The 20302-nt window shown below is 64.4% G+C and carries 18 protein-coding genes; 7 read left to right on the top strand and 11 right to left on the bottom strand.

The features are described from left to right. Positions 1–40 precede the first annotated feature (40 nt). The 5 genes from LB516_RS27120 to LB516_RS27100 form a co-directional block, all read right to left on the bottom strand. On the bottom strand, positions 41–1951 hold the full coding sequence (locus tag LB516_RS27120; RefSeq protein ID WP_224720689.1) for an AAA family ATPase: 1911 nt from the start codon (positions 1949–1951) through the stop codon (positions 41–43). 24 nt (positions 1952–1975) lie between these two features. Beyond that, complete coding sequence (locus LB516_RS27115; RefSeq protein WP_140721661.1) at positions 1976–3121, bottom strand: hypothetical protein; 1146 nt, start codon at positions 3119–3121, stop codon at positions 1976–1978. A 40-nt stretch (positions 3122–3161) separates the two neighbouring features. Continuing rightward, complete coding sequence (locus tag LB516_RS27110) at positions 3162–4250, bottom strand: hypothetical protein (RefSeq protein WP_140665129.1); 1089 nt, start codon at positions 4248–4250, stop codon at positions 3162–3164. Positions 4251–4568: 318 nt separating this feature from the next. Then, complete coding sequence (locus LB516_RS27105; protein WP_224720688.1) at positions 4569–4958, bottom strand: c-type cytochrome; 390 nt, start codon at positions 4956–4958, stop codon at positions 4569–4571. A gap of 130 nt (positions 4959–5088) precedes the next feature. Continuing rightward, positions 5089–5700 carry a thymidine kinase gene (locus LB516_RS27100; protein ID WP_140617670.1) on the bottom strand — a complete coding sequence of 204 codons (612 nt, stop codon included), beginning with the start codon at positions 5698–5700 and terminating at the stop codon, positions 5089–5091. Positions 5701–5962: 262 nt separating this feature from the next. Here LB516_RS27100 and LB516_RS27095 point away from each other — a divergent pair, with 262 nt between their 5' ends. The 3 genes from LB516_RS27095 to choV all read left to right on the top strand — a co-directional run bounded on the left by LB516_RS27095 (position 5963) and on the right by choV (position 9066). Then, positions 5963–6898 carry a choline ABC transporter substrate-binding protein gene (locus tag LB516_RS27095; RefSeq protein WP_015316045.1) on the top strand — a complete coding sequence of 312 codons (936 nt, stop codon included), beginning with the start codon at positions 5963–5965 and terminating at the stop codon, positions 6896–6898. Positions 6899–7033: 135 nt separating this feature from the next. After that, positions 7034–7888, top strand: a complete 855-nt coding sequence (gene choW / locus LB516_RS27090; RefSeq protein WP_140665124.1) for a choline ABC transporter permease subunit — start codon at positions 7034–7036, stop codon at positions 7886–7888. Continuing rightward, a complete protein-coding gene (gene choV, locus LB516_RS27085) occupies positions 7885–9066 on the top strand; it encodes a choline ABC transporter ATP-binding protein (protein ID WP_015316047.1) in 1182 nt (393 codons plus the stop codon). The genes choW and choV overlap by 4 nt, the downstream gene beginning before the upstream one ends. A 112-nt stretch (positions 9067–9178) precedes the next feature. Here the strand turns inward: choV and LB516_RS27080 are convergent, their stop codons facing one another. Both LB516_RS27080 and LB516_RS27075 read right to left on the bottom strand, forming a co-directional pair. Beyond that, positions 9179–10588 (bottom strand): ATP-binding protein, encoded by a 1410-nt coding sequence (locus LB516_RS27080; RefSeq protein WP_140617672.1) that lies wholly within the window; start codon positions 10586–10588, stop codon positions 9179–9181. Then, positions 10585–11301, bottom strand: coding sequence for a response regulator (locus LB516_RS27075; protein ID WP_015316049.1), 717 nt, complete (start codon positions 11299–11301; stop codon positions 10585–10587). The genes LB516_RS27080 and LB516_RS27075 overlap by 4 nt, the downstream gene beginning before the upstream one ends. A 279-nt stretch (positions 11302–11580) precedes the next feature. Here LB516_RS27075 and LB516_RS27070 point away from each other — a divergent pair, with 279 nt between their 5' ends. The 4 genes from LB516_RS27070 to clpS all read left to right on the top strand — a co-directional run bounded on the left by LB516_RS27070 (position 11581) and on the right by clpS (position 13122). Further along, a complete protein-coding gene (locus LB516_RS27070; protein ID WP_015316050.1) occupies positions 11581–11880 on the top strand; it encodes a hypothetical protein in 300 nt (99 codons plus the stop codon). Between the two features lie 38 nt (positions 11881–11918). Then, positions 11919–12212 carry a hypothetical protein gene (locus LB516_RS27065; protein WP_140617674.1) on the top strand — a complete coding sequence of 98 codons (294 nt, stop codon included), beginning with the start codon at positions 11919–11921 and terminating at the stop codon, positions 12210–12212. 160 nt (positions 12213–12372) lie between these two features. Further along, positions 12373–12687, top strand: a complete 315-nt coding sequence (locus tag LB516_RS27060) for a hypothetical protein (RefSeq protein ID WP_140665118.1) — start codon at positions 12373–12375, stop codon at positions 12685–12687. Positions 12688–12816: 129 nt separating this feature from the next. Beyond that, positions 12817–13122, top strand: coding sequence for an ATP-dependent Clp protease adapter ClpS (gene clpS / locus LB516_RS27055; RefSeq protein WP_015316053.1), 306 nt, complete (start codon positions 12817–12819; stop codon positions 13120–13122). Between the two features lie 102 nt (positions 13123–13224). Here clpS and LB516_RS27050 read toward each other — a convergent pair whose 3' ends face one another. From LB516_RS27050 to LB516_RS27035, 4 genes are read right to left on the bottom strand one after another with little or no spacing between them, the layout of a single operon-like run. Further along, a complete protein-coding gene (locus LB516_RS27050) occupies positions 13225–15297 on the bottom strand; it encodes a hypothetical protein (protein WP_140713610.1) in 2073 nt (690 codons plus the stop codon). Positions 15298–15355: 58 nt separating this feature from the next. Next, positions 15356–18178 carry a DUF4159 domain-containing protein gene (locus LB516_RS27045; RefSeq protein WP_224720687.1) on the bottom strand — a complete coding sequence of 941 codons (2823 nt, stop codon included), beginning with the start codon at positions 18176–18178 and terminating at the stop codon, positions 15356–15358. Continuing rightward, positions 18175–19140 (bottom strand): DUF58 domain-containing protein, encoded by a 966-nt coding sequence (locus LB516_RS27040; protein WP_224720686.1) that lies wholly within the window; start codon positions 19138–19140, stop codon positions 18175–18177. Before LB516_RS27040 ends, LB516_RS27045 begins: the two co-directional genes overlap by 4 nt. Beyond that, positions 19140–20144: an AAA family ATPase gene (locus LB516_RS27035; RefSeq protein ID WP_023770308.1), complete on the bottom strand. Its 1005-nt coding sequence runs from the start codon at positions 20142–20144 to the stop codon at positions 19140–19142. The genes LB516_RS27040 and LB516_RS27035 overlap by 1 nt, the downstream gene beginning before the upstream one ends. Positions 20145–20302 lie beyond the last annotated feature (158 nt).

Below are 20302 nucleotides of genomic sequence, written 5' to 3'. Positions count from 1 at the left end.
CCTTCTCCCCGTGAACGGGGAGAAGGAAGAAGGGCTCGCCTCACGCATTCCACAGACCCTTCTTCTTCATCTCCTCCATCTCACGCGCCGCGCGTTCGCGCAGCCTTGCGTCGCGCAGCAGCTTCTCCACCGCGGCATCGTCGGATTTGTCGGAATAGCGGAACTCGGAATCGGCGTAGCGGTTGATCTCCTGCATGACCATGGCAAGCGAGAACGGCCCGCGCAATTCCTCGATCATCGCTTTCTTGTCGTCGTAGCTCTTGTGCATGAAGGCTTCCGGCTTTTCGAACCAGTCGTCGGGAAGCTCGATGTCCATGGCACGCATCTTGATGGCGTCGGTGACGTTCTTGACGGCGCGGCCGGTGAAGCGCGGCTCGGCGTCCTTGATCAGGTGCAGGTAGGTGCCGATGTCGGCCATGGTCCTGGGCGCGCCATTTTCCTTCATGTAGCGCTCGTAGACCCGCACCAGTCCGTCCTCCCGCGGCTTTTCATGCTCTTCATAGGCCTCGGTCACGGCGCGCTGGACCTCCTGCGCGGCGTAGAGTTCGTGCTTGCCCAGGGGGATTTCGTGGTTCTTGCCGGCGAGCAGTACGAAGATGTCGATATAGTCATCGCGGGTCTGCGGCCCGTCGACCAGCCAGCGGGCGCCGGCGCGCTGGCGCAGCGCATCGTCGACATTTTCGGGATAGTTGGAAAACATGCCGAACGAGCAATTGCCACGCACCACGGTGGCAGCACCGGCGAAGGCGTCCATCAGCACGCCGGTGATCTCCTGCTGGCCGGCCGATGCGCGGTCGTCGGAACGGCGGGCGGCCACCTGGTCGATGTCGTCGATGGTGCCGAAGCCGATGACGCGCGGGTTCAAGACATTGTTGATGAACTGGCGGCAGTTCTGGCCAGACTTGCCTTGGTAGGACGAAATCTGGTCGACGCCGAAATTTTCATAGGCAAAGGGATAGCCGGCGACCTGGCAATAGCCGTTGACAAGGCCGGCGATCATCTGGATCAGCGTCGTCTTGCCGGTGCCGGGCGCGCCGTCGCCGATGAAGGTGAACAGGAAGCCGCCGAGCTCGACGAACGGGTTCAGTTCACGCTCGAAATCATAGGCCATCAGCATCTTGGCGAGCTTGACCGACTGGTATTTGGCGATGTGGTTGCCGACGACCTCTTCCGGTTTCTTGAAGGTCATCACCAGCGGCTTGGAGCGCTTGCCGGGCGCGACGTCGAAGCCGTCGAGGGTGAAGTCGTCGGCGTCGATGCGGATATGGGCGTTCTCGAACGGGCCGATGCCGTCGAAGCGGCTTTTGCGCGCCAAAAGCCCGTCGATGGCGACGCGGGCGAAGGCGCGCGCCCTGGTCGTCAGGTCGCCGTCGTCCGTCGAGCCCGCTATCGCCTTGTCGATGCCGGCCAGGATCGATTTCACCGCATCCTGGGGCGTGTCGAACAGGAAGTCCGGCTCGGGGATATCGTTCGGCGCCTCGCCGTCGCTGTCGATGAGCTGGAACAGATACGAGGCGAGGCTGAAGGCCGAAATATAGGCCGAAGCCGACAGCAGTTTCTTGAAGGTGGACGCCTCGTCGCCTTCGAGCGGCGCGCGGGTGTTCCTGGCCTGCAGGCTTTCGAGATCGGAGCCTTCGGCGAAGACGTCCGATACCGCCAGCGCGATCGCCGTGCCGCGGCGGGCGCGAAAGAGCAGCGTGTGCTGCGGGATGGTCAGCAACTGGTCGTCGGGATGAACGGCGCCGACCGTCTTCGACAGCTCGACCTCGCGGGTGCGGCGCACCGAACCGACCGAGACGGTGGAGACGAAGCGGCGGTTGGTGCCGGCCAATGCCGTACCGGATTCGCGCGATGGATCCTCCAGCACGACGATGCGGGTGATGAAGCTCTGCGCGGTGGCGCGGTGTTTTTCGATAGCCGCTTCCGGGATGGTGGTCAGGCCGGTGTCCATGAAGGGTGCTCCGCGGTGTGACGGTCAGACGTCTGAGATGACCTGCCCATTCGACAGGATGTGAACCTTGTAGCCGCCAAAGATCTTCTGTGCTTCGCCGGCCGCGTAAAGCGCCTGGTAGGCTTCGTGCGGGATCAGCGCGTGGTTTTCGTAGCTCGACACGCCTTGGCGGGCGGCTTCCAGGTCGTCGGTGTTGATGAAGAATTCCTGCGTCGTCTTCTCGCTGGAGAACAGGCCCTTGCGGCCGGGCTTCTCGCCCTTGGAATAGACTTCCTGGATGGTCCAGGTCAAAAGCCAGGCATTTTCGGGCTTGCGCACCTTGGCCAGCACTTCCGTCACCGTCGAGTTGTTGTCGGTGATGCCTGCCGAGTAGAAGGGGCCAAGCACCACCCGCCTCAGCTGCTTGGGGTGCAATGGCTCGAAATCCTTGTCGAGATTGACCGCGATGGTCGCCGGCGACAGCGTATAGGCCGAATTCTTCTCGGTGAAATCGTCGAAGCGGTGGGCAAGCTCGGGGTTGAGCAGGCCGTCGACGGGCAGCGGAATGTCGACCTTGTCGTTGAGCTTGCCGCTCCGGTCGACAAGCTGGCGGACCATGCTTTCCGAGGAATCCTCCACCGTCACCATGTAGACCAGAGGCAGGTTGGCGCTGCCGTCGAAGCTTGCCCAGTGGACGAGGTAATAAGGCCGCGCCGTCTTCGGATTGACCGACACCTTGGCCGTCTGCGCCAGCGTGAACGGACCGAAGGTCTGCTCGCTCTTGACGTCTTCGAGATAGAGCCGCTCGGCCATCGATTTCTGCAGCGCCTCGGGAAACTCCTTGTGGCGCAGGATGAAGTCGGCCATCTCCTCGCGCAGCTCGCCGGCCTGCGGGATGTTGGCGAGCCGCGCGTCGGCCTGCAGGCGGTCGTTTTCCAGTTCAAGCAGGTTCTGGAACACCGGGTAGCCGCTCTCGGCGCGCGAAATGCGGAACGTGTCCATGAAGCCCAGCCGGTTGCGCCAGCAGGAAAAGGACTTGTCGAGCCGAGCGATGTACTCGGCAACGATCTTGGCGACGATGCCGTGTCGGTAAAGCGGCGAGCGGTCGTCGCGCATGAACACTTCAAGGCCGCTGAGCGCGGCCGTGATTGCCGAGAAATACCGCGCCGCGGCGTCGTTTTCGGGGGTCATGCTGTCAGTCCTGGGATTGTCGCACCGATGCGCGCGGCAATTATGACTGCACGTAGTTGGCCGAATTGTGCTTCTTCAGCACCTCGTCGAAGCGGCGGGCAAAGGCATCGTCGGCCAGCTTCTTGCGGCGCTGGATGTCGGCGCTGGCGACCATGTTCTTCTCGTGCATCTCCAAGAGATCGCCGATGTGCTTCTGCGAGGCGGCGCCGATGCCGGCCATGGTTTCCTCGGCCGTGTTGTCGACCTGGCTGCCCAGCGTGTTGATCTTGTGGGCGACGTCCTGCTGGGCGGCGGTCTTCAGCGAGTCCTCGAGCGCCTTGTAGAGCACGATGCGCTGTTCGGTATCGATGGTCAGCTTGTTGATCAGCGTCGACTGCGCGGCGATCTGGTTGTTGAGCGAATCGACGAAGGTCTGGAACATCGAGGTATAGCGCTCCAGCGTCTGGCTTTCGGCCAGCAGCTCCTGCTCCTTCGCCTGCTTTTCATTGTATTCGGTGGCGAGCTTGGAACGCTCGCCCTCGAGCTGCGTGCGGTCTTTCTGGCTGGTCGAGGCGGCGATCCTGTTTTCGATGTCGAGCAGCATCGGATTGAGCTCCTCGATGCGCTTCTGCACGGTTTCGAGGTTGGTCATGGTGATCTTGCGGCGCTCGATAACCTGCGACAGGCTGGCCTCGGAGGTCTTGTAGCGCTGGTCGAGAATTTCCTTCTGCGCCTTCAATATGCCGACGATGGTATCGGACTTGGCCAGCAGCTCCTGCAGGTTGCCGGCGAGCGACATGTTGCGGACGCGATCGGTGCGCATGCGCTGCTTGCGCTGTGCCGAAAAAACGCCGACGAAGTTTTCCCAGCCGGTATAGTTCTTCATGCTCTCGAACTCGGCGCCGAAGACATTGGTGGCGTCCTCCAGCCCGATGATCAGGTCGGCGATGTTGCCTTCCATCACCTTCTGCTGCTTCAGCACATCCTCGATGCGGGCGTTCTCGATGTCGAAATTGGCGTCGCCGATCTTCTTGTCGGCGGTTGCGAGTGTGTCGAGCACGGTGCCGGATTGCTCGATCTTGGTGCGCATGTCCTGGACGACCTGCTTGGTCTTGGCAATTTCGGCATCGAAATTCTGCAATGTCGCCATAGGGGCCTCCCGCTTCGGCTTCCGCTCGCTGGTTGCGAACAGCGGCGAATATATGTGGGGTATCAGGGGATTGAAAGACGTGAAGACAGTGCATGGCGCGAAAACAAATATCCGGCCGAACCCTTGAAAGCCAATGGAGCCGTGGTCATGGCGTGATCAACTGGCAGGCCAAGCCTTGTTCAGCTGGTTTTGAACTTTGATGCCGGCAAAGCAATCAATCCACGCGGAAGCGAATGGCTCCTAAACTCGACAACAACTGGCCATTTGCAGCCCCACACGGCGGCACAAGTCGGCCGTCCGACGACGAACGGCGTCTGCTCAGGGTTTGGGGTCGGCCTTCAGATAGGCGATGACGTTGGCGATGTCGTCGTCATTGCTGAGGCCGCCAAAGGCCATCCTGTTGCCGGGCACCTTCAGCTTGGGCGATCTGAGGTATTCGGCAAGATTTGCCTCGTCCCAGACGAGGCCGGCAGCACCCGCGCTCTTCATGGCGTCCGAATAATGGCCGAGGAAGCTTTCGGCGGTTCCCGCCTTGCGGCCGACGACGCCCATCAGATGCGGGCCGACCTTGTCGCGGTCGGACGCCGCCTCATGGCAGGCCATGCATCGGTTGAAAACATGTTTGCCCAGCACAGGATCGCCCCCGGCCCGGGCGGTAACTGAGGTGGCAAGCAAAAGAAGGCTGGCGGACAAGGCGGCTCGAAGCATGGCTGACCCCGGGAGGCTCTGGCTGAGGGTGGGAAAATAGGGCGCTGGCCTTAACAAAGGCACCATAGAACGGCGCGGCCGACAAGAGGTGGCAGCCAGCTACCCACGCCGACGCCCCAGCGAGCCACATTCAGCGGCTGATAAAGCCGATGAAGTCGTCAGGTGCCGCGCGGCCCATTTCCTCTTCCCAATGCCGGCGGCAGAGCGAGACGTAGACGTCCTTGCCGATCGCCACCTGTTCGCCCTGCCTGGCCACCTTGCCGTCGGGACCGAGGCGCACGACCATTGTCGCCTTGCGGCCGCAGCGGCAGATGGTGCGCACTTCGCGCAGATCGTCGGCGATCGCCAGCAGCGCGCGCGAGCCGGGAAACAGCTTTCCCTGGAAATCGGTGCGCAGGCCATAGCACATGACCGGGATGTTGAGCCGGTCGGCGATGCGGGCAAGCTGCCAGACCTGCTCCTCCTCCAGGAACTGCGCCTCGTCGACAAAGATGCAATGCACCGCCGTGTGCTGGTGATGCTCGGCGACGCGGGCGAACAGGTCGTCGCCGTCGCGGAACATCTCGGCTTCCGTTTCCAGCCCGATGCGCGACGAGATCAGGCCGGTGTCACCCTTGCGGTAGTGGCCGGCGACGAACAGCATCGTCGTCATGCCGCGCTCGCGGTAATTGTACGACGCCTGCAACAGCATGGTCGTCTTGCCGGCATTCATCGTCGCGTAATGGAAGTAAAGCTTGGCCATGCCGCTCTTTTAAGCCGACTTGCCAGGCCTCGGGGAGGGGCAGGCGCCGCATTCCCCTGAAAAAGCCGCCATTGCCGAGGCAGATTGCGCTTGGGCTCGGCGCGGAAAGCGTCAGCTGTGTCGCTGATGGGCCAGCCAGCGCCGTTGATCGTGATTGTCTTAGCGCTTGAAACCACTCCAGAATGGTGTTTGGCTGACGAAACAAGGCGGGCACAAAAACCGTAACTTCGCTTCGCCAAAGAATCGAAATGGGAGAATACAGATGTCGCGCATGAATTCCTTCGTCGCCGGCCTGGGCCTGGCGGCTTTCCTGTCCACGAGCGCCGCCTTCGCCGGCGATCCGGCAAGCTGCAAGGCGGTTCGCCTCTCCGATGTCGGCTGGACCGACATCCAGGCCACCACCGGGCTGGCCTCGGTGCTGCTCACCGCGCTCGGCTACGAGCCGCAGGTGATCCAGCTCTCGGTTCCGGTGACCTATGCGTCGCTGAAGAACAAGGACCTCGACGTCTTCCTCGGCAACTGGATGCCGTCGATGACCAATGACATCAAGGATTATACGGCCGACGGTTCGGTCGAGACCGTCAGCCAGAACCTGGCCGGCGCCGGTTACGGCATCGTCGTGCCGACCTATGTCGCGGATGCCGGCGTCAAGTCGCTGACCGACCTCGGCAAGTTCAAGGACAAGTTCAACGGCAAGATCTACGGCATCGAGGCCGGCAATGACGGCAATCGCATCATCCTCGACATGATCAAGAACCCGAAGGACAATCTCGACGGGTTCGAACTGGTCGAATCCTCGGAGGCCGGCATGCTGACGCAAGCCGAGCAGTCGATGAAGAGCAATGAGTGGATCGCCTTCCTCGGCTGGACGCCGCATCCGGTGATGGGCGCCATGAAGATCACCTATCTCGACGGCATGGGCGACAGCGGTTTCGGCGCGGCCACCGTCTCGACCAATGTGCGCAAGGGCTACATGAGCGAGTGCCCGAATGTCGGCAAGTTCATCGCCAACCTGAAGTTCAATCTGGATATGGAAGGCCAGATGATGGACGCCATCCTGAAGGGCAGCGATGCCAACAAGGTGGCAACCGACTGGTTGAAGAAAAACCCGGATGCGGTCAAGCCGTGGATCGCCGGCGTGACCACCTTCGACGGCGGCGACGCTGCGGCGGCGGTCAAGACCGCGCTCGGAAGCTGAGCCGACTTTGATTTCGGCGTGACCGAAACAGAGGGCAGTCTTTGTGGAAAAGGCTGCCCTTTTTCGTATCCTGTGACAAGATGACGTCGCGACAGTACGGGGCCGAAGGCAGAGCTCTGGCAAACGAGGGGTGAGATGGATCCGATTTCCAAGTTCATGGTCGATCACAAGATCCCGATCGGCGCCTGGGGAAAGGCGTTCTTCGGTTTCCTTACCGACAATTTCGACACCGTCTTCAGGGCGTTCTCGAATGGCCTCAATTTTCTGCTCGACGGGCTGGTCAACATCCTGCTGATGGTGCCGCCGGTGCTGCTCGCTTTGGTGATTGCCGTCATCGCCTGGCTGCTGCAGCGTTCGCGGCCGCTCGCCATTGGCGTTTTCATCGGGCTGATCTTCATCATCAACCAGAACCTTTGGAAACAGACGGTGCAGACGCTGGTGCTGGTTGTCGCGGCGGCGGCGGCGGCGATGGCGATCGGCGTGCCGCTCGGCATCTGGGCCGCGCACAAGCCGAAGGTCTATCGCATCATGCTGCCGGTGCTCGACCTGATGCAGACGCTGCCGACCTTCGTCTACCTGATCCCGGTGCTGACCCTGTTCGGCCTTGGCAACGCGCCCGGCCTGATCGTCACCATCATCTTCGTCATCCCGACCGCGGTCCGGCTCACCCATCTCGGCGTCGTCTCGGTACCGAAGTCGATCATCGAGGCCGGCGAGGCCTTCGGCGCCACCAAGAGCCAGCTGTTGTGGAAGGTCGAGCTGCCCTCGGCGCTGCCCACCATCATGGCCGGTCTGACGCAGTCGATCATGCTGTCGCTGTCGATGGTGGTGTTCGCGGCCCTGATTGGCGCCGGCGGGCTCGGCACGGAAATCAACCGGGCGCTCGGTTCGCGCCGCATCGATCTGGGCCTTGAGGCCGGTCTCGCCATCGTCGTGCTCGCCATCGTGCTCGACCGGATGACCCGCATTGGCGTTGGAGGCAAGAAATGACCGTCGCCGTCGATTTCAGGAATGTCGATATCGTCTTCGGCGCCGACCAGGCCGGCTCGCTGGCGATGATCGACAAGGGCGCCACCCGGGCCGAAATCCTCGAGAAGACCGGCAATGTGCTCGGCTGCGCCGGCGCCAGCCTCACCGTGCATGAAGGCGAGATCTCGGTGCTGATGGGCCTGTCCGGTTCGGGCAAGTCGACGCTGCTTCGCGCGGTCAACCGGCTCAACGTGGTGTCGCGCGGCCAGGTGCTGGTGAAGGACGGTGACCGCACGGTCGATGTCGTCACCTGCGACGAGCCGACCCTGCGGCGGCTGCGCCAGAAGCAGGTGGCGATGGTGTTCCAGCAGTTCGGCCTGCTGCCATGGCGCACGGTGGAAGAAAATGTCGGGCTCGGCCTCGAACTCGCCGGCGTGCCGGACGCCGAGCGCAAGGAGCGGGTGCATCGCCAGCTCAAGCTGGTCAATCTCGACCAATGGTCGAACAAATACGCCCATGAGCTGTCGGGCGGCATGCAGCAGCGCGTCGGCCTGGCGCGTGCCTTCGCCACCGAGGCGCCTATCTTGTTGATGGACGAGCCGTTCTCGGCCCTCGACCCGCTGATCCGCACCAAGCTGCAGGACGAACTTCTGCAGCTGCAGGCGGAATTGAAGAAGACCATCATCTTCGTCAGCCACGATCTCGAGGAGGCACTGAAGATCGGCAGCCACATCACTATCATGGAGGGCGGCCGTATCGTCCAGACCGGCGCGCCGGAAGACATCGTGCTGCGCCCCGCCAACGATTATGTCCGCGACTTCATCGCCAATGTGAACCCGCTCTCGGTGCTGACCGCCTGGAACGTGATGCGCGACCGCCGCGATCTCGAACAGGGCAAGGACGGCTGGGTGTGGCTCGACCGGCGCAAGACGACGCGCTTCAAGATCGACGAGCACGGGCTGGTGGCGGCGGCCGAGCGCGACGGCAAGCCGGCCGTATGGGTGTCCTGCGCCGATGTCGAGGGCCAGCCGGAGGAGTTGGCGCAAGTGTTCTGGGCCAATCCCGGCACCTCGCTGAAGACCGTGATGCTGGCCATGCACCGGTCGCAGACCGCACCCGTGGCGCTGTTCGACGACCAGTCGCGCTTCGTCGGCGCGATCGGCATCCGCGACGTGCTGAGCGCGGTGCTGCGGCGCTGATGCATGTCGCCCAAAAGTGACCTCGGTTTTGGGAAGACGACATGCACAAAAACGAAGACTGAAGCGCGGCGCCTGATCCGCTTCGGCGCGACGCGCTTCAGGCGGCTATGTCCTAAGCCGCCATCGGCAGGCGCAACTCGGTCAGCAGGCCGCCGTCTGGATGGTTGGATAGGCGCACTTCGCCGCCCGCCGCGCGCGCGATGTTGCGGGCAATGGTCAGCCCCAGCCCGAGACCGCCGGTCTGGCGGTTGCGGGACTGTTCGAGACGCACGAAGGAGCCGAAGACGGCGTCGATCTGGGCCTGGGGAATGCCCGGTCCCTCGTCACGGATGGCGAGCGTGATCGTGCCGTCCAAGCGGCTGAGGCTGAGATGCGCTTGCTTGCCGTAGGTGACGGCGTTCTGCACCAGATTGGTGACGCAGCGCTTGAGAGCCACCGGCCGCGCCATGCAGATCAGGCCTCGCGAACGGACGTCGTCATTGTCGAAGGACACGGTCTCGTAGCTGTCGGCGACCGATTCGACGAGCGACCAGAAATCGATCCGTTCGGCCTTCTCTTCCGTGACCTCGAATTTGGCGAAGTCTATCACGGAACTCGCGATGCTTTCGATGTCGGCGAGATCGTGGGCGAGCGCCTGGCGCGCCGGTGATCTGCGCAACAGCTCCAGGCGCAGCCGCATCCTGGTCATCGGCGTGCGCAGGTCGTGCGCGAGGGCCGCCGCCAGGTGCTCACGATCCTCGACATATTCGCGCAGCCTCGCCTGCATGGCGTTGATCGCCTTGGCGGCGGCGCGTACCTCGCGGCTGCCGCTCTCGGCGATCGGCGGGCTCTTGAGGTCGTTGCCGATCCGGTTTACGGCGGTTTCCATCATCCGGTAGGGCGCGGTCAGCCGGCGCAGCGACCAGATCGACATGATCACCACCAGCCCCGCGATCAGCGAATAGAGCGGCAGGCTATCGACGCTCAGGATCGGGCCGACGGGCGTGATCGGTTCGGTGAAATTCAGCCATTGGCCGTCGGCGAAGCGCAGCGAAGCCGTCAGCTTGTCGCTCTGGGCGAAATCGGCGGCCAGCACCAGAAGATCTCGCTCCACCTGGCCGATCTCGGGTCCCGGTGCCGCGCCGCCGGCATCGTCGGCTTCGCGCGTCGCCGGATCGCGCCGCACGCGCGCGTCGGTGATACCGAACTTGGACAATCGGCCGACGAGAATGTCTTCCAGTTCGGCCAGTTCGTCGTCGCCGGCGATCGAGGAGGTGACGGCGGGCGTGTCCGAGACGGTGAGCGCGTAGGTGGAGTTGAACAGCCCGGTCGCCGTCGCCTTGCGCTCCTCCGGCGTGGCGTCGTGCATCAACTGCACGAGCGAGAAGGCGCGGTCGTTGAGGCGGTAGAGGTCGACCACGTCATTGGCGGCGGCGCGGTCGCGCGATACGATATAAAGCGTCGCGACCTGACTGATCAGCAGGCCGGCAATGACGATCAGCAGCACCCAGACAGGCAAGGTCTGCGGCAGGAAACGTCTCATTCGGATGTCGTCTCGGGCAGGAACTGGTAGCCGCCGCTGCGCACGGTGAGGATCAGTTTGGGCGTCTTGGGATCATCTTCCATCTTGCGCCGCAGCCTGGAGACAAGGATGTCGATGCTGCGGTCGAAGGAATAGTCGCTGTCGCCGCCGGACAGTTCGATGAGCTGATCGCGGGTCAGCACGCGCTGGGCGCTCTTGACGAAGGTCTGCAGGAGGTTGAACTCAGCCATGGTCAGTTCGACCCTGACGTCGTCGGGCGCGGTCAGCCGCCGCCGCGAGCAGTCCATCGTCCAGCCGGCGAAGTGGTAAATCTGCTTGGTGGTGGCGCGCTTGGGCTCGGCGGCGCCATTGCGCCGCAGCACGGCGCGGATGCGGGCCAGCAATTCGCGCGGGTCGAAGGGTTTGGGCACATAGTCGTCGGCGCCCATCTCGAGCCCGACGACGCGGTCGGTCGTCTCGGTGACGGCGGTCAGCATGATGATCGGCGTCGTATACTGGGCGCGGATGTCGCGGCACAGTTCCAGCCCACTCCTGCCGGGCAGCATCACGTCAAGCACGATCAGATCCACCTGCGTGCGGCGCAGGATGGTTTCCATCTCGGTGCCGTCGGCGGCAACCGAGGTGTGCAGGCCCCGCTTCTGGAAGAACTCCTGAAGCAGGTCGCGAATGCCCTTGTCGTCGTCGACGATCAGTATGTGTGTCTCGGATTTCACAGCTGCCCTGTCTGGTTTGCCGGCCACGCCATTCTTGGCTCGTGAGCCACACGATAGAATTCGGGCCGTATGTTGGCCAGTGCCTTGCTTTTCAAGGAAAAATGAATTCCGCCGTCTCCACATGAAGCAACGGCCAGCTTGGCGTGGCCTGGCCAGACACAATTCAGAAACAAAATTCTACAATCGGGAAAAACTCCTGAAAAGGTAGGCCGGCATAACGGTGCCGTGGCGGTCAGGTCATCGGCTGCGACGCTAGTCTCCGGGTTCACGGATAAACCGATGCCAAGATTGTCGATCAGTTTGTTGGGAGTTTTGCTGGGCCTTGGCCTGCTCACTGCCGCTGTCGACCAATCAGACGCAAAGGCGCCGCTGACCCGGAGCGAACGGTGCGCCAATCTCAGCCACCAATTTGATGAAGCCCTCGAAACCCATGCCACGGCAACGCAGGTCACCGCGGCAAAGGCACTTCAGAGAAAGGGCAACCGGTACTGCGCCGCCAAGAAACAGGCGCAGGGCATCCGGATGCTCGCCAATGCTTTGAAGCTGCTTGGAGTGACACCGAACGACCCGGTCCAGTGACACTCAAAACGACCCGCACAAAAAAGGAAAACGAAGCCATGAAAAAATCCCTCCTGTCCGCCCTTGGTCTCGCCGTCGCTCTCGCCTTCTCGATGCCCGTTCTCGGCAACGCTGCCGCGACCACGACCGCTGCCCCGGCCGCTGCCACCACGACCACCGCTCCGGCTGCCGCCGCGACGACCACTGCTCCGGCCAAGGCCGCTCCGAAGAAGGTCGCCAAGAAGACCGTTTGCAAGGTGACCAAGAAGCACAAGTGCCCGGTCAAGAAGGCCCCCGCGATGGCGGCTCCCGCGAAGGCGGCCCCTGCGAAGGCTGCTCCCAAGAAGCCCTGATCAGCTTCGAGGTTAGTCTAGCAAGGCCGCCCCGCCGCAAACCGGCTGGGGCGGCCTTCTGGCAAGGGCATGGTCGAAGAGCTGGACGCCGGCGGCTTTCAGCCACGCATCTCGATCGTGCTTAACCCGTTTGCAATGCCGGCCCTGTAGGACAATCCGCATGAAGAAGCGGCTTTCGTCCATTTTTCGCTCCATGGTGATCGGCGGCCTGGTTGCCACCGGCGTCGCCAGGGTGCTGATTCTGCTCACCGCCAGCCCCGTGCCGGACCCTGCAAGCGGGCGCACCGAGCCTTCGCTGTTCGCACCGGCGATTTCCAGCAACTGGGATTACATCACGCCGGTGCAGGCATGGCTTTTGATCGTGCTCGCCGGCGTGACGCTGATCTGTGTTGCCGGATGGCCGATCGCGGCATGGCTGGAACGCCGGGCGGATGCCGACCCAACGCGCCGCGTCTTCGGCCGTCAGGGCCGTTGAACCGCGACCGACAATTCCCCACATGACCCCGGAGGACCGGGCCCGCCCGCCGACGGTCCGTAAATGGACGATCACTGCCGCCCGTGGCAAAATGCGGACTTAAGCTGATCGCGAAAACAGTCGGTTCGAATGCCTGAAATCACCACAAAACCGCGCACCAAGGTCAAGCCGCAGACAGAGCGGCCGAAGCTCTACAAGGTCATCCTCGTCAACGACGATTTCACGCCGCGCGAATTCGTGGTCACGGTGCTGAAGGGCGAGTTCAAGCTCTCGGAGGACCAGGCGCACCGGGTCATGATCACCGCGCACCAGCGTGGCGTCTGCGTGGTCGCGGTCTTCACCAGGGATGTCGCCGAGACCAAGGCGACGCGGGCGACCGACGCCGGCAAGGCCAAGGGCTACCCACTGCTGTTCACGACGGAACCGGAGGAGTGAGGAGGGGCTCGTCATAGCCTTGGTTTCGACGATTGGCGAAACCACTCGCGATAGCGTCGCTCTCCGCGTCACTACACGGGGAGAAAGTAGGAGCGCACCGCTCTATCGTCCCTCGCGGTACCACATCGAACCCATCGCCAGGAGCAACAGGCCCAGGCCAAGGAAGCCGCCGAACAGCGGCACGCGCGACACGGCCTTGAGCACACTGTCGTCGGTGGTGCGCAGGCCGATCCAGTCGCTGCCCGACGCCTCGCCGGCCGAGCGCACCGGCACGATGGAAGGCAGCGTCACGTCGCTGCCCGCGGCAGACGCCAACCGGCGCACGCTGCCGCCGGTGGCTTCCGCCGGCGCCTTCAGCCGCTCCTGCGTGGAGACGACGTCGGCGAATTCCGGAGCGTTGACCGGTCCGACATGGGCAAGCGCGGTGAGATCGCCATTGGCGACCTGGAAGAGGCCGATTTCGCTGGTCTGGACGCTGCCGAGGAAGACGCCGGGCTCGGACTTGTCGAGCTTGACGGCGAGCGTCTTGCCGGAGGGGGTGATGATCTGCGCCGGGCCGGGATCGTCGGCCATGGTCTGGCGGCGGATCTCCAGCACCATGCCGCGTCCCTCGGCGGTCAGCCGCTCTTCCTCGAGTTCGGGCTCCTTCATCAGCCAGTGGGCGATGCGCCGGTAGAGCTGGACATGCGGGCCGCCGCCCTCGAAGCCGCGCGCCCACAGCCAGCCCTGGTCGGACAGAAGCATGCCGACGCGGCCTTCGCCCTTGCGGTCGAGCAGCAGCAGCGGCCGGTTGTCGGCGCCCTTCATCACCACTTCACCCTGCGGATTCTGCACACCGATGGTGCGGAACCAGCGGCTCCAGTGCGGCGGCTCGGTGGCCGAACCGTCGAGGCCGCGCGTCACCGGGTGACGCTGACCGAGTTCGGTGAGGCGGGGATAAAAGGCCTTGTCGACGACCTCGCCGGTCGGCATGGCCGGCAGCGCCGACATCAGCGGCGTGCGTGCGATCGAAGCCTCGCCGGCATATTCGGGACCGGCGGCGATCAGCAGCGCGCCGCCCTTTTCGACATATTCGGAGATGTAGTCGTAATAGAGGATCGGCAGCACGTCGCGGTGCTGGTAGCGGTCGAAGATGATGAGGTCGAAATCCTTGATCTTTTCGACGAACAGCTCGCGGGTCGGGAAGGCAATCAGCGACAATTCGTTGATCGGCGTGCCGTCCTGCTTTTCCGGCGGCCGCAGGATTGTGAAATGGACGAGATCGACCGAGGCGTCGGATTTCAACAGATTGCGCCAGGTGCGCTCGCCCGCATGCGGTTCGCCCGAAACGAGCAGAACGCGCAGGTTCTCGCGGATGCCGTCGACCAGCGCGATGGCGCGGTTGTTGGTGTCGGTCAGTTCGCCCGGCTCACGGTCGATGGCAAGTTCGATGATGTTGCGGCCAGCACCCGGGATGGTCACCTGCAGCGGCATGGCCTGGCCGACCGTGGCATGCTCGACCGAAACCTGCTCGCCATTGACCGAGACCCGCACATCGACCGGTCCGGTCTCGTTTTCGGTCGAGATGACGCGATAGCTCATGTCGAGCGGCTTGCCGACGAGGCCGAAACGCGGCGCGTTCTCGAAACGTATACGGCGGTCCTTCTCATGGTCGTTGCCGGTGATCAGGGCATGCAGCGGGGCGTTGAACTCGGGCGTGCCCGACGGCGTGTCATGCACCTCGCCGTCGGTGACCATGATGGCGCCGCCGATGCGCGAGGGCGGCACGTCGCGGAAGGCGCCTTCCAGCGCTCCGAACAGCCGCGTTTCCGTGCGCTCCTCGGCGGCGTCGGATTTGCCGGCCTCGACGACACGGACGTCGAACTGCTTGAAGCGGCCAAGACGCTGCTGCAACCCGGCCACGGCCTCGTCGGTCTGCCTGGTACGGTCGCCAATGTCCTGGCTCTGGCTGCGGTCGACGACCAGCGCGACGACGCTTTTCAGCGGCTCGCGCTCCTCGTTGAGGAATACGGGGTTGAAGATGGCGGCGGCGAGCGCCAGCAGGGCGACCAGGCGCAGGACCGCGCCGCGCTGGCGAAACCAAAGGCCGACGAGCGCCAGCAGCGCCAACGGTACCAGCACCAGGGCCAGCAGCGGCCAGGATAGAAGCGGTTCGAAGGAGATAGACCAGTTCATGCTTCATCCTCTCCGTTGTGGAGAGAGTTGACCCGCCGTGGAGGGTAAGAACGTCATCCTACTGCCCCAGACGTTCGAGCAGGATGGGAACATGCACCTGGTCGGATTTGTAGTTGCCGGTCAGCATGTACATCATGATGTTGACGCCGGCGCGCAGCGCGTAGACCCGCTGCATCGGATCGTTCGGTACGGTCGGCAGCAGCGGATCGCCATTCTCGTCAACCGCCCAGGCGCCGGCGAAATCATTGGCGGTGATCATGATCGGCGATACGCCGTCGCCGGTGCGCACCGGTCGGTTGTCGGCATTGCTGGCATCGAGCGATGCCTCGACCCAGAGCGGGCTGCCGGCAAAGCGGCCGGGAAACTCGGGCAGGATGAAGAAGGATTTGGTCAGCACATGGTCCGACGGCACCGGCTCCAGTGGCGGCACGTTCAAGTTGCCGAGGATGTCGCGCAGCCGCTCGGTCGCCGGGCTGGTGGAATCGGCACCGATGCCGTTGGCGAACTGGTCGCGGGTGTCGAACAGCACGGTGCCGCCCTGCTGCATATAGGCGTCGATGCGGGCGATCGCGGCCTGGCTCGGCATCGGTGCCGCCGGATCGATCGGCCAGTAAATCAGGGGATAGAAGGACAGTTCGTCCTTCGAGATATCGACGCCGGCCGGCGCCCCCGGCTCCAAGGCGGTCTTCTCGATCAGGAAGCGGGTCAGACCCTCGAGCCCGGCGCGGCTGATCGAATCGACACCCGGGACGCCTGTCAGCACATAGGCGATGCGGGTTTTCGAAATCGCCTCGATAGCGACCTGATCGCCCGGCTTGGCATCGTCGGCGCGCGCGACATCGGCATGGCCGAACAGTGCGCCAAGCGCGATCAGCACGGCGGCTGTGGTCGCGGCCGCACCGGCACGGCGCGGCCGGCGCGAAAAGAGGCCGCCCATCCACAACACCGCCAGCGTGTCGAGCAGCATCAGCAGCAGAGCCGCCGCGACCAGCGTGCCCTTCAGGTTGCGCGATTCATCGAAGGCGTACTGGACGGTGGTAACAGGCACCGTCACTTGCGGGCGCGCCAGCGGGGCAAAGGTGCTTGAGGCGTCGAGCAGATTGTGGGCGAAGACGCCGGTCTCCGAGCCGTAGAGGCCAGGCGGGTTCTCGAAGGTGACCGGCAGTGGTCCTGCGCCCGGCACCAGCGGCCGTGCATCCGGTGTCGGCGGCACCAGCGAGCCGTCTGCCGCGATCATCCGATAGGGCGCCAGCGACGTGGCGGCGGCTTCGGCATTGGCGATCGCCGCGCCCTGGTTGCGCGACAATTGCACGATGCGGCGCAGCATCTCCACGAAACTGCCCGATATGGGCAGGTTCGACCACGTCGCCTCGGGCGTGACATGGAACAGCACCAGCGTGCCCTTGCCCTTCTTCAGCCCGGTCACCAGCGGCGTGCCGTCGGCAAGAGCCGCCCAGGTGCGCTCGACGATGTCGGGTGTCGGTTCGGCCAGCACCTGCCTGGTCACCGTGACCTCGGTCGGCGGCGCCAGGTCGGCGAAGGGGCCGGCCTTGGGAAATTCGGTGACCGGCTGCGGCGAGGTCCATGACAGCGCGCCGCCGAGCGAACGCTCGCCGGTGCGCAGGCGGACCGGCAGCAAATCGTCGTCATTGCCGGCAGCGGCCAGCCGCGAGCCGGCGAAACGCACGAGCGTGCCGCCATTGTCGACCCAGTCGACCAGTCTTTGCCGGACCTGTGCGGGAATGGTGCCGATATCGGCCATGACGATCATCGCCGGCTTCTGGTCGAGGATCTGCGGGATGGCGTCGGCGAGATCGGCGCTGGAGGGCTCGACCAGATCGGCGAAGGGCTGCAGCGCGCGCCTGATGTAGTAGAGCGGCGACAGAAGCGGCTGCGCCTGGTCGGACTCGGCTTGCGACAACAGCCCGACGCGGCGGCGTTTGGAGCTTTCGTCGAGCACGCGCACGGCACCTGCATGCCGTTCGCCATCGAGCGCGATCGAGGCGAAGTCGTTGCGCAATTCGAACGGCACCGCCATGGTGCCGGTGGCCGTGGCTTCGCCCGGCGCGAAGGTCAGGGTCGCATCGGCGATGCGGCGGCCCTTGTCGTCGAATGCGCCGGCGGTGACCTGCGCCGGGGCGGGATCGCCGGGCGCGCGGATGGCGGTCAAACCAAAGCCATCAACCTGGTTTTCGGCTGATGTCAGGCCAGTCAGCGACAGCCGGTCGGCCACCGCCCAGACGATGCGGGCGGCATTTTTCGAAAACAGCGTGTTGAAGGCGGCCTCGTCGCCCTTTGCCCCCAGGCCATCGGCCAGCACGGCGACGCTGGCGCCTGGCAAGGTTTCCAGCATGCCGGCGACGCGCGCATAGACGGCGGGCCGGTCGGTCGGGATCGGCCGCGGCTTGGCGGCGCGCAGCCGGTCGAGCGCGGCGGCGGCATCGAAGGGGCCGATCTCGGCATTGGGCTTTTCGGCGGTGAAGGCGATGATAACAGGCACGCCGTTCGAGCCGGCGTCCTTGATCAGCCGCTCGGCGGTGGCGACGCGCTTGTTCCAGTCGGCGGCACTCGCCCAATCATTGTCGATGACCAGGGCAAGCGCGGCACCCTCGGCCGGCAGCTTTTCGCGCGGGTTGAACACCGGTTCGGCCAATGCCGCGACGACGAGGGCGGCCATCAGCAGCCTGAGCAGCGTCAGCCACCAGGGGCTGCGCTGCGGGGTTTCCTCACGCCTCAGCACACGGGCCAGGATCTTCAGCGGCGGGAACACCTCGGTCTGCGGCTTGGGCGGGGTGAGCCTGAGCAGCCACCAGATCACCGGTAGCGCCAGCAGGCCCCACAGCACCATCGGAGCGCCGAAGGAGAGCGGCAGCCAGCTCATGCGACCGCCTTTCCAGGCTGATCGCCCTTGGCGATCAGCCTGGGCTGATCGCCGGCAATGATACCGGCATGCCCGCCATCGGCGGTCATCGCCATGTGCAGGCGCACCAGCGCGTCGGACGCGAGCCGGTCGGTGTGGTTCACGGTAAAGCTCCAGCCAAGCCGCTTGCACCAGCCGGCCAACTCCTGGCGGCGAGCGGTGTAGAGCAGGCGGTATTCATCGGCCAGCATCTCGGCGCGGCCGGCGGTCAGCTTGTCGCCGGTCTCGGGATCGGTGAACTCGGTGCGGCCGGCATAGGGGAAGGTTTCCTCGGCCGGGTCGGCAACCTCGATCAGATGGGCGCGCACGCCATGGCGGGCGAGCACGTCGAGCCAGGCCATGGTCTCCTCGACGGGGTCGAGGAAATCGCTGGCGATGACGATGTCGCAGAAGCGCCTGATGTTGGAGAGATCGGGTTTTGCCGGCAGTTCGCCGGCATGCATGAGCTGGGCGGCGATGCGCTCGGCGCCGTTGCGGGCGGTGAATGGATCGGTCAGATCAGGCCAGGCGATGCGTTCGCCGCTGCGTGACAAAAGCTCGGCTATGGCCAAGGTCAGCACCAGCGCGCGCGATTGCTTGGAAACGCCGGCTCCCGTCGATTTGTATAGCATGGATGGCGAGGGGTCGGCCCACAGCCAGACGGTGTGGGCGGCTTCCCATTCGCGGTCGCGCACATAGGTGTGGTCGTCGCGGGCCGAGCGGCGCCAGTCGATGCGCGAGGCGTCGCCTTCGACATAAGGCCGGAACTGCCAGAAATTCTCGCCTATGCCGCGCTTGCGGCGGCCATGCCAGCCGGCGATCACGGTGTTGACGATACGGCGTGCCTCGACCAGCAGGTCGGGAACCAGCGAAGCCCGCAACCGGCCTCGGGCGAGCGCATCGCGCGTCGCTGCCGGGGCCTGGACTTCGCCGATACGCGCCATCAAATGCCTTTCACAAGCTTCGCCACCACGTCGCGCACGCTGGTGCCCTCCGCGCGGGCGGCGAAGGTCAGCGCCATGCGATGCTGCAGCACCGGTTCGGCCAGCGCCCTGACATCGTCGACCGAAGGCGCCAGGCGTCCGTCGTAGAGCGCGCGGGCCCTGGTGCACAGCATCAGCGCCTGGCTGGCGCGCGGGCCCGGGCCCCAGGCGACATGCTTGTCCGTGTCGGCATTGCCCTGGCCCGGACGCGCCGAGCGCACCAGGGTAAGGATCGCCTCGACGACGCTTTCGGGTACCGGCATGCGGCGGATCAGTGTCTGGATCTCCTTCAGCCGCGCCGGCTGCAGCACGTTCTGGGCTTTCGCGTCCTCGACGCCGGTGGTTTCCAACAGGATGCGGCGCTCGGCCTCGATTTCGGGGTACAAGATGTCGACCTGCATCAGGAAGCGGTCGAGCTGGGCTTCGGGCAGCGGATAGGTGCCTTCCTGCTCCAGCGGGTTCTGCGTCGCCAGCACATGGAAGGGGGAAGGCAGGTCGTAGCGCGCGCCGGCAATGGTGACATGATATTCCTGCATCGCCTGCAGCAGCGCCGACTGCGTGCGCGGCGAGGCGCGGTTGATCTCGTCGGCCATCAGCAGCTGGGCGAAGATCGGCCCGGAAATGAAGCGGAACGAGCGCTTGCCGGTCTCGTCCTGCTCCATGACCTCCGAGCCAAGGATGTCGGACGGCATCAGGTCGGGCGTGAACTGGATGCGGCGCGAATCGAGCCCCAGCACGACGCCCAGCGTCTCCACCAGCTTGGTCTTGGCGAGGCCCGGCACACCGACCAGAAGCGCATGGCCGCCGGCAAGCAGCGCCACCAGCGTACGCTCGACGACGTTCTCCTGGCCGAAGATCACCCGGCCAACCCCGTCACGGATCCTGGAGATGTCGGCAAGTGCCTTCTCGGCCTCGGCGACCATGTCCGTTTCGCTGATCGGGCTTTCCTTGACCATCACGCTCATGCCGCATCGATCCCTTTGGTTGGAAATGCCATGGTTTGGAAATGCTGGCCCGCACCATACCATAGACTGCCGCGATTCGGCCTCGCGGAGCGCCTATGGTTGAACTTAAATCACAGACTTAGGCTGACAAGCGGAACAACAGTGACTATTTCGTGACG

The sequence above is a fragment of the Mesorhizobium sp. CO1-1-7 genome (assembly GCF_020164885.1).
Classification (GTDB): domain Bacteria; phylum Pseudomonadota; class Alphaproteobacteria; order Rhizobiales; family Rhizobiaceae; genus Mesorhizobium; species Mesorhizobium australicum.
Note: the sequence above shows the minus strand (reverse complement) of the source record. Positions and strands in the feature narration are given on the sequence as shown.

Bases quoted from the DNA above. Each gene is read 5' to 3' on its own strand.
- LB516_RS27105 (WP_224720688.1), bottom strand. From the start codon at position 4,958: ATGCTTCGAGCCGCCTTGTCCGCCAGCCTTCTTTTGCTTGCCACCTCA.
- LB516_RS27110 (WP_140665129.1), bottom strand. From the start codon at position 4,250: ATGGCGACATTGCAGAATTTCGATGCCGAAATTGCCAAGACCAAGCAG.
- LB516_RS27060 (WP_140665118.1), top strand. From the start codon at position 12,373: ATGAAGAAGCGGCTTTCGTCCATTTTTCGCTCCATGGTGATCGGCGGC.
- clpS (WP_015316053.1), top strand. From the start codon at position 12,817: ATGCCTGAAATCACCACAAAACCGCGCACCAAGGTCAAGCCGCAGACA.
- LB516_RS27040 (WP_224720686.1), bottom strand. From the start codon at position 19,140: ATGGCGCGTATCGGCGAAGTCCAGGCCCCGGCAGCGACGCGCGATGCG.
- LB516_RS27050 (WP_140713610.1), bottom strand. From the start codon at position 15,297: ATGAACTGGTCTATCTCCTTCGAACCGCTTCTATCCTGGCCGCTGCTG.
- choW (WP_140665124.1), top strand. From the start codon at position 7,034: ATGGATCCGATTTCCAAGTTCATGGTCGATCACAAGATCCCGATCGGC.
- LB516_RS27080 (WP_140617672.1), bottom strand. From the start codon at position 10,588: ATGAGACGTTTCCTGCCGCAGACCTTGCCTGTCTGGGTGCTGCTGATC.
- LB516_RS27065 (WP_140617674.1), top strand. From the start codon at position 11,919: ATGAAAAAATCCCTCCTGTCCGCCCTTGGTCTCGCCGTCGCTCTCGCC.
- LB516_RS27115 (WP_140721661.1), bottom strand. From the start codon at position 3,121: ATGACCCCCGAAAACGACGCCGCGGCGCGGTATTTCTCGGCAATCACG.
- LB516_RS27035 (WP_023770308.1), bottom strand. From the start codon at position 20,144: ATGAGCGTGATGGTCAAGGAAAGCCCGATCAGCGAAACGGACATGGTC.
- LB516_RS27045 (WP_224720687.1), bottom strand. From the start codon at position 18,178: ATGAGCTGGCTGCCGCTCTCCTTCGGCGCTCCGATGGTGCTGTGGGGC.
- LB516_RS27120 (WP_224720689.1), bottom strand. From the start codon at position 1,951: ATGGACACCGGCCTGACCACCATCCCGGAAGCGGCTATCGAAAAACAC.
- choV (WP_015316047.1), top strand. From the start codon at position 7,885: ATGACCGTCGCCGTCGATTTCAGGAATGTCGATATCGTCTTCGGCGCC.
- LB516_RS27100 (WP_140617670.1), bottom strand. From the start codon at position 5,700: ATGGCCAAGCTTTACTTCCATTACGCGACGATGAATGCCGGCAAGACG.
- LB516_RS27095 (WP_015316045.1), top strand. From the start codon at position 5,963: ATGTCGCGCATGAATTCCTTCGTCGCCGGCCTGGGCCTGGCGGCTTTC.
- LB516_RS27070 (WP_015316050.1), top strand. From the start codon at position 11,581: ATGCCAAGATTGTCGATCAGTTTGTTGGGAGTTTTGCTGGGCCTTGGC.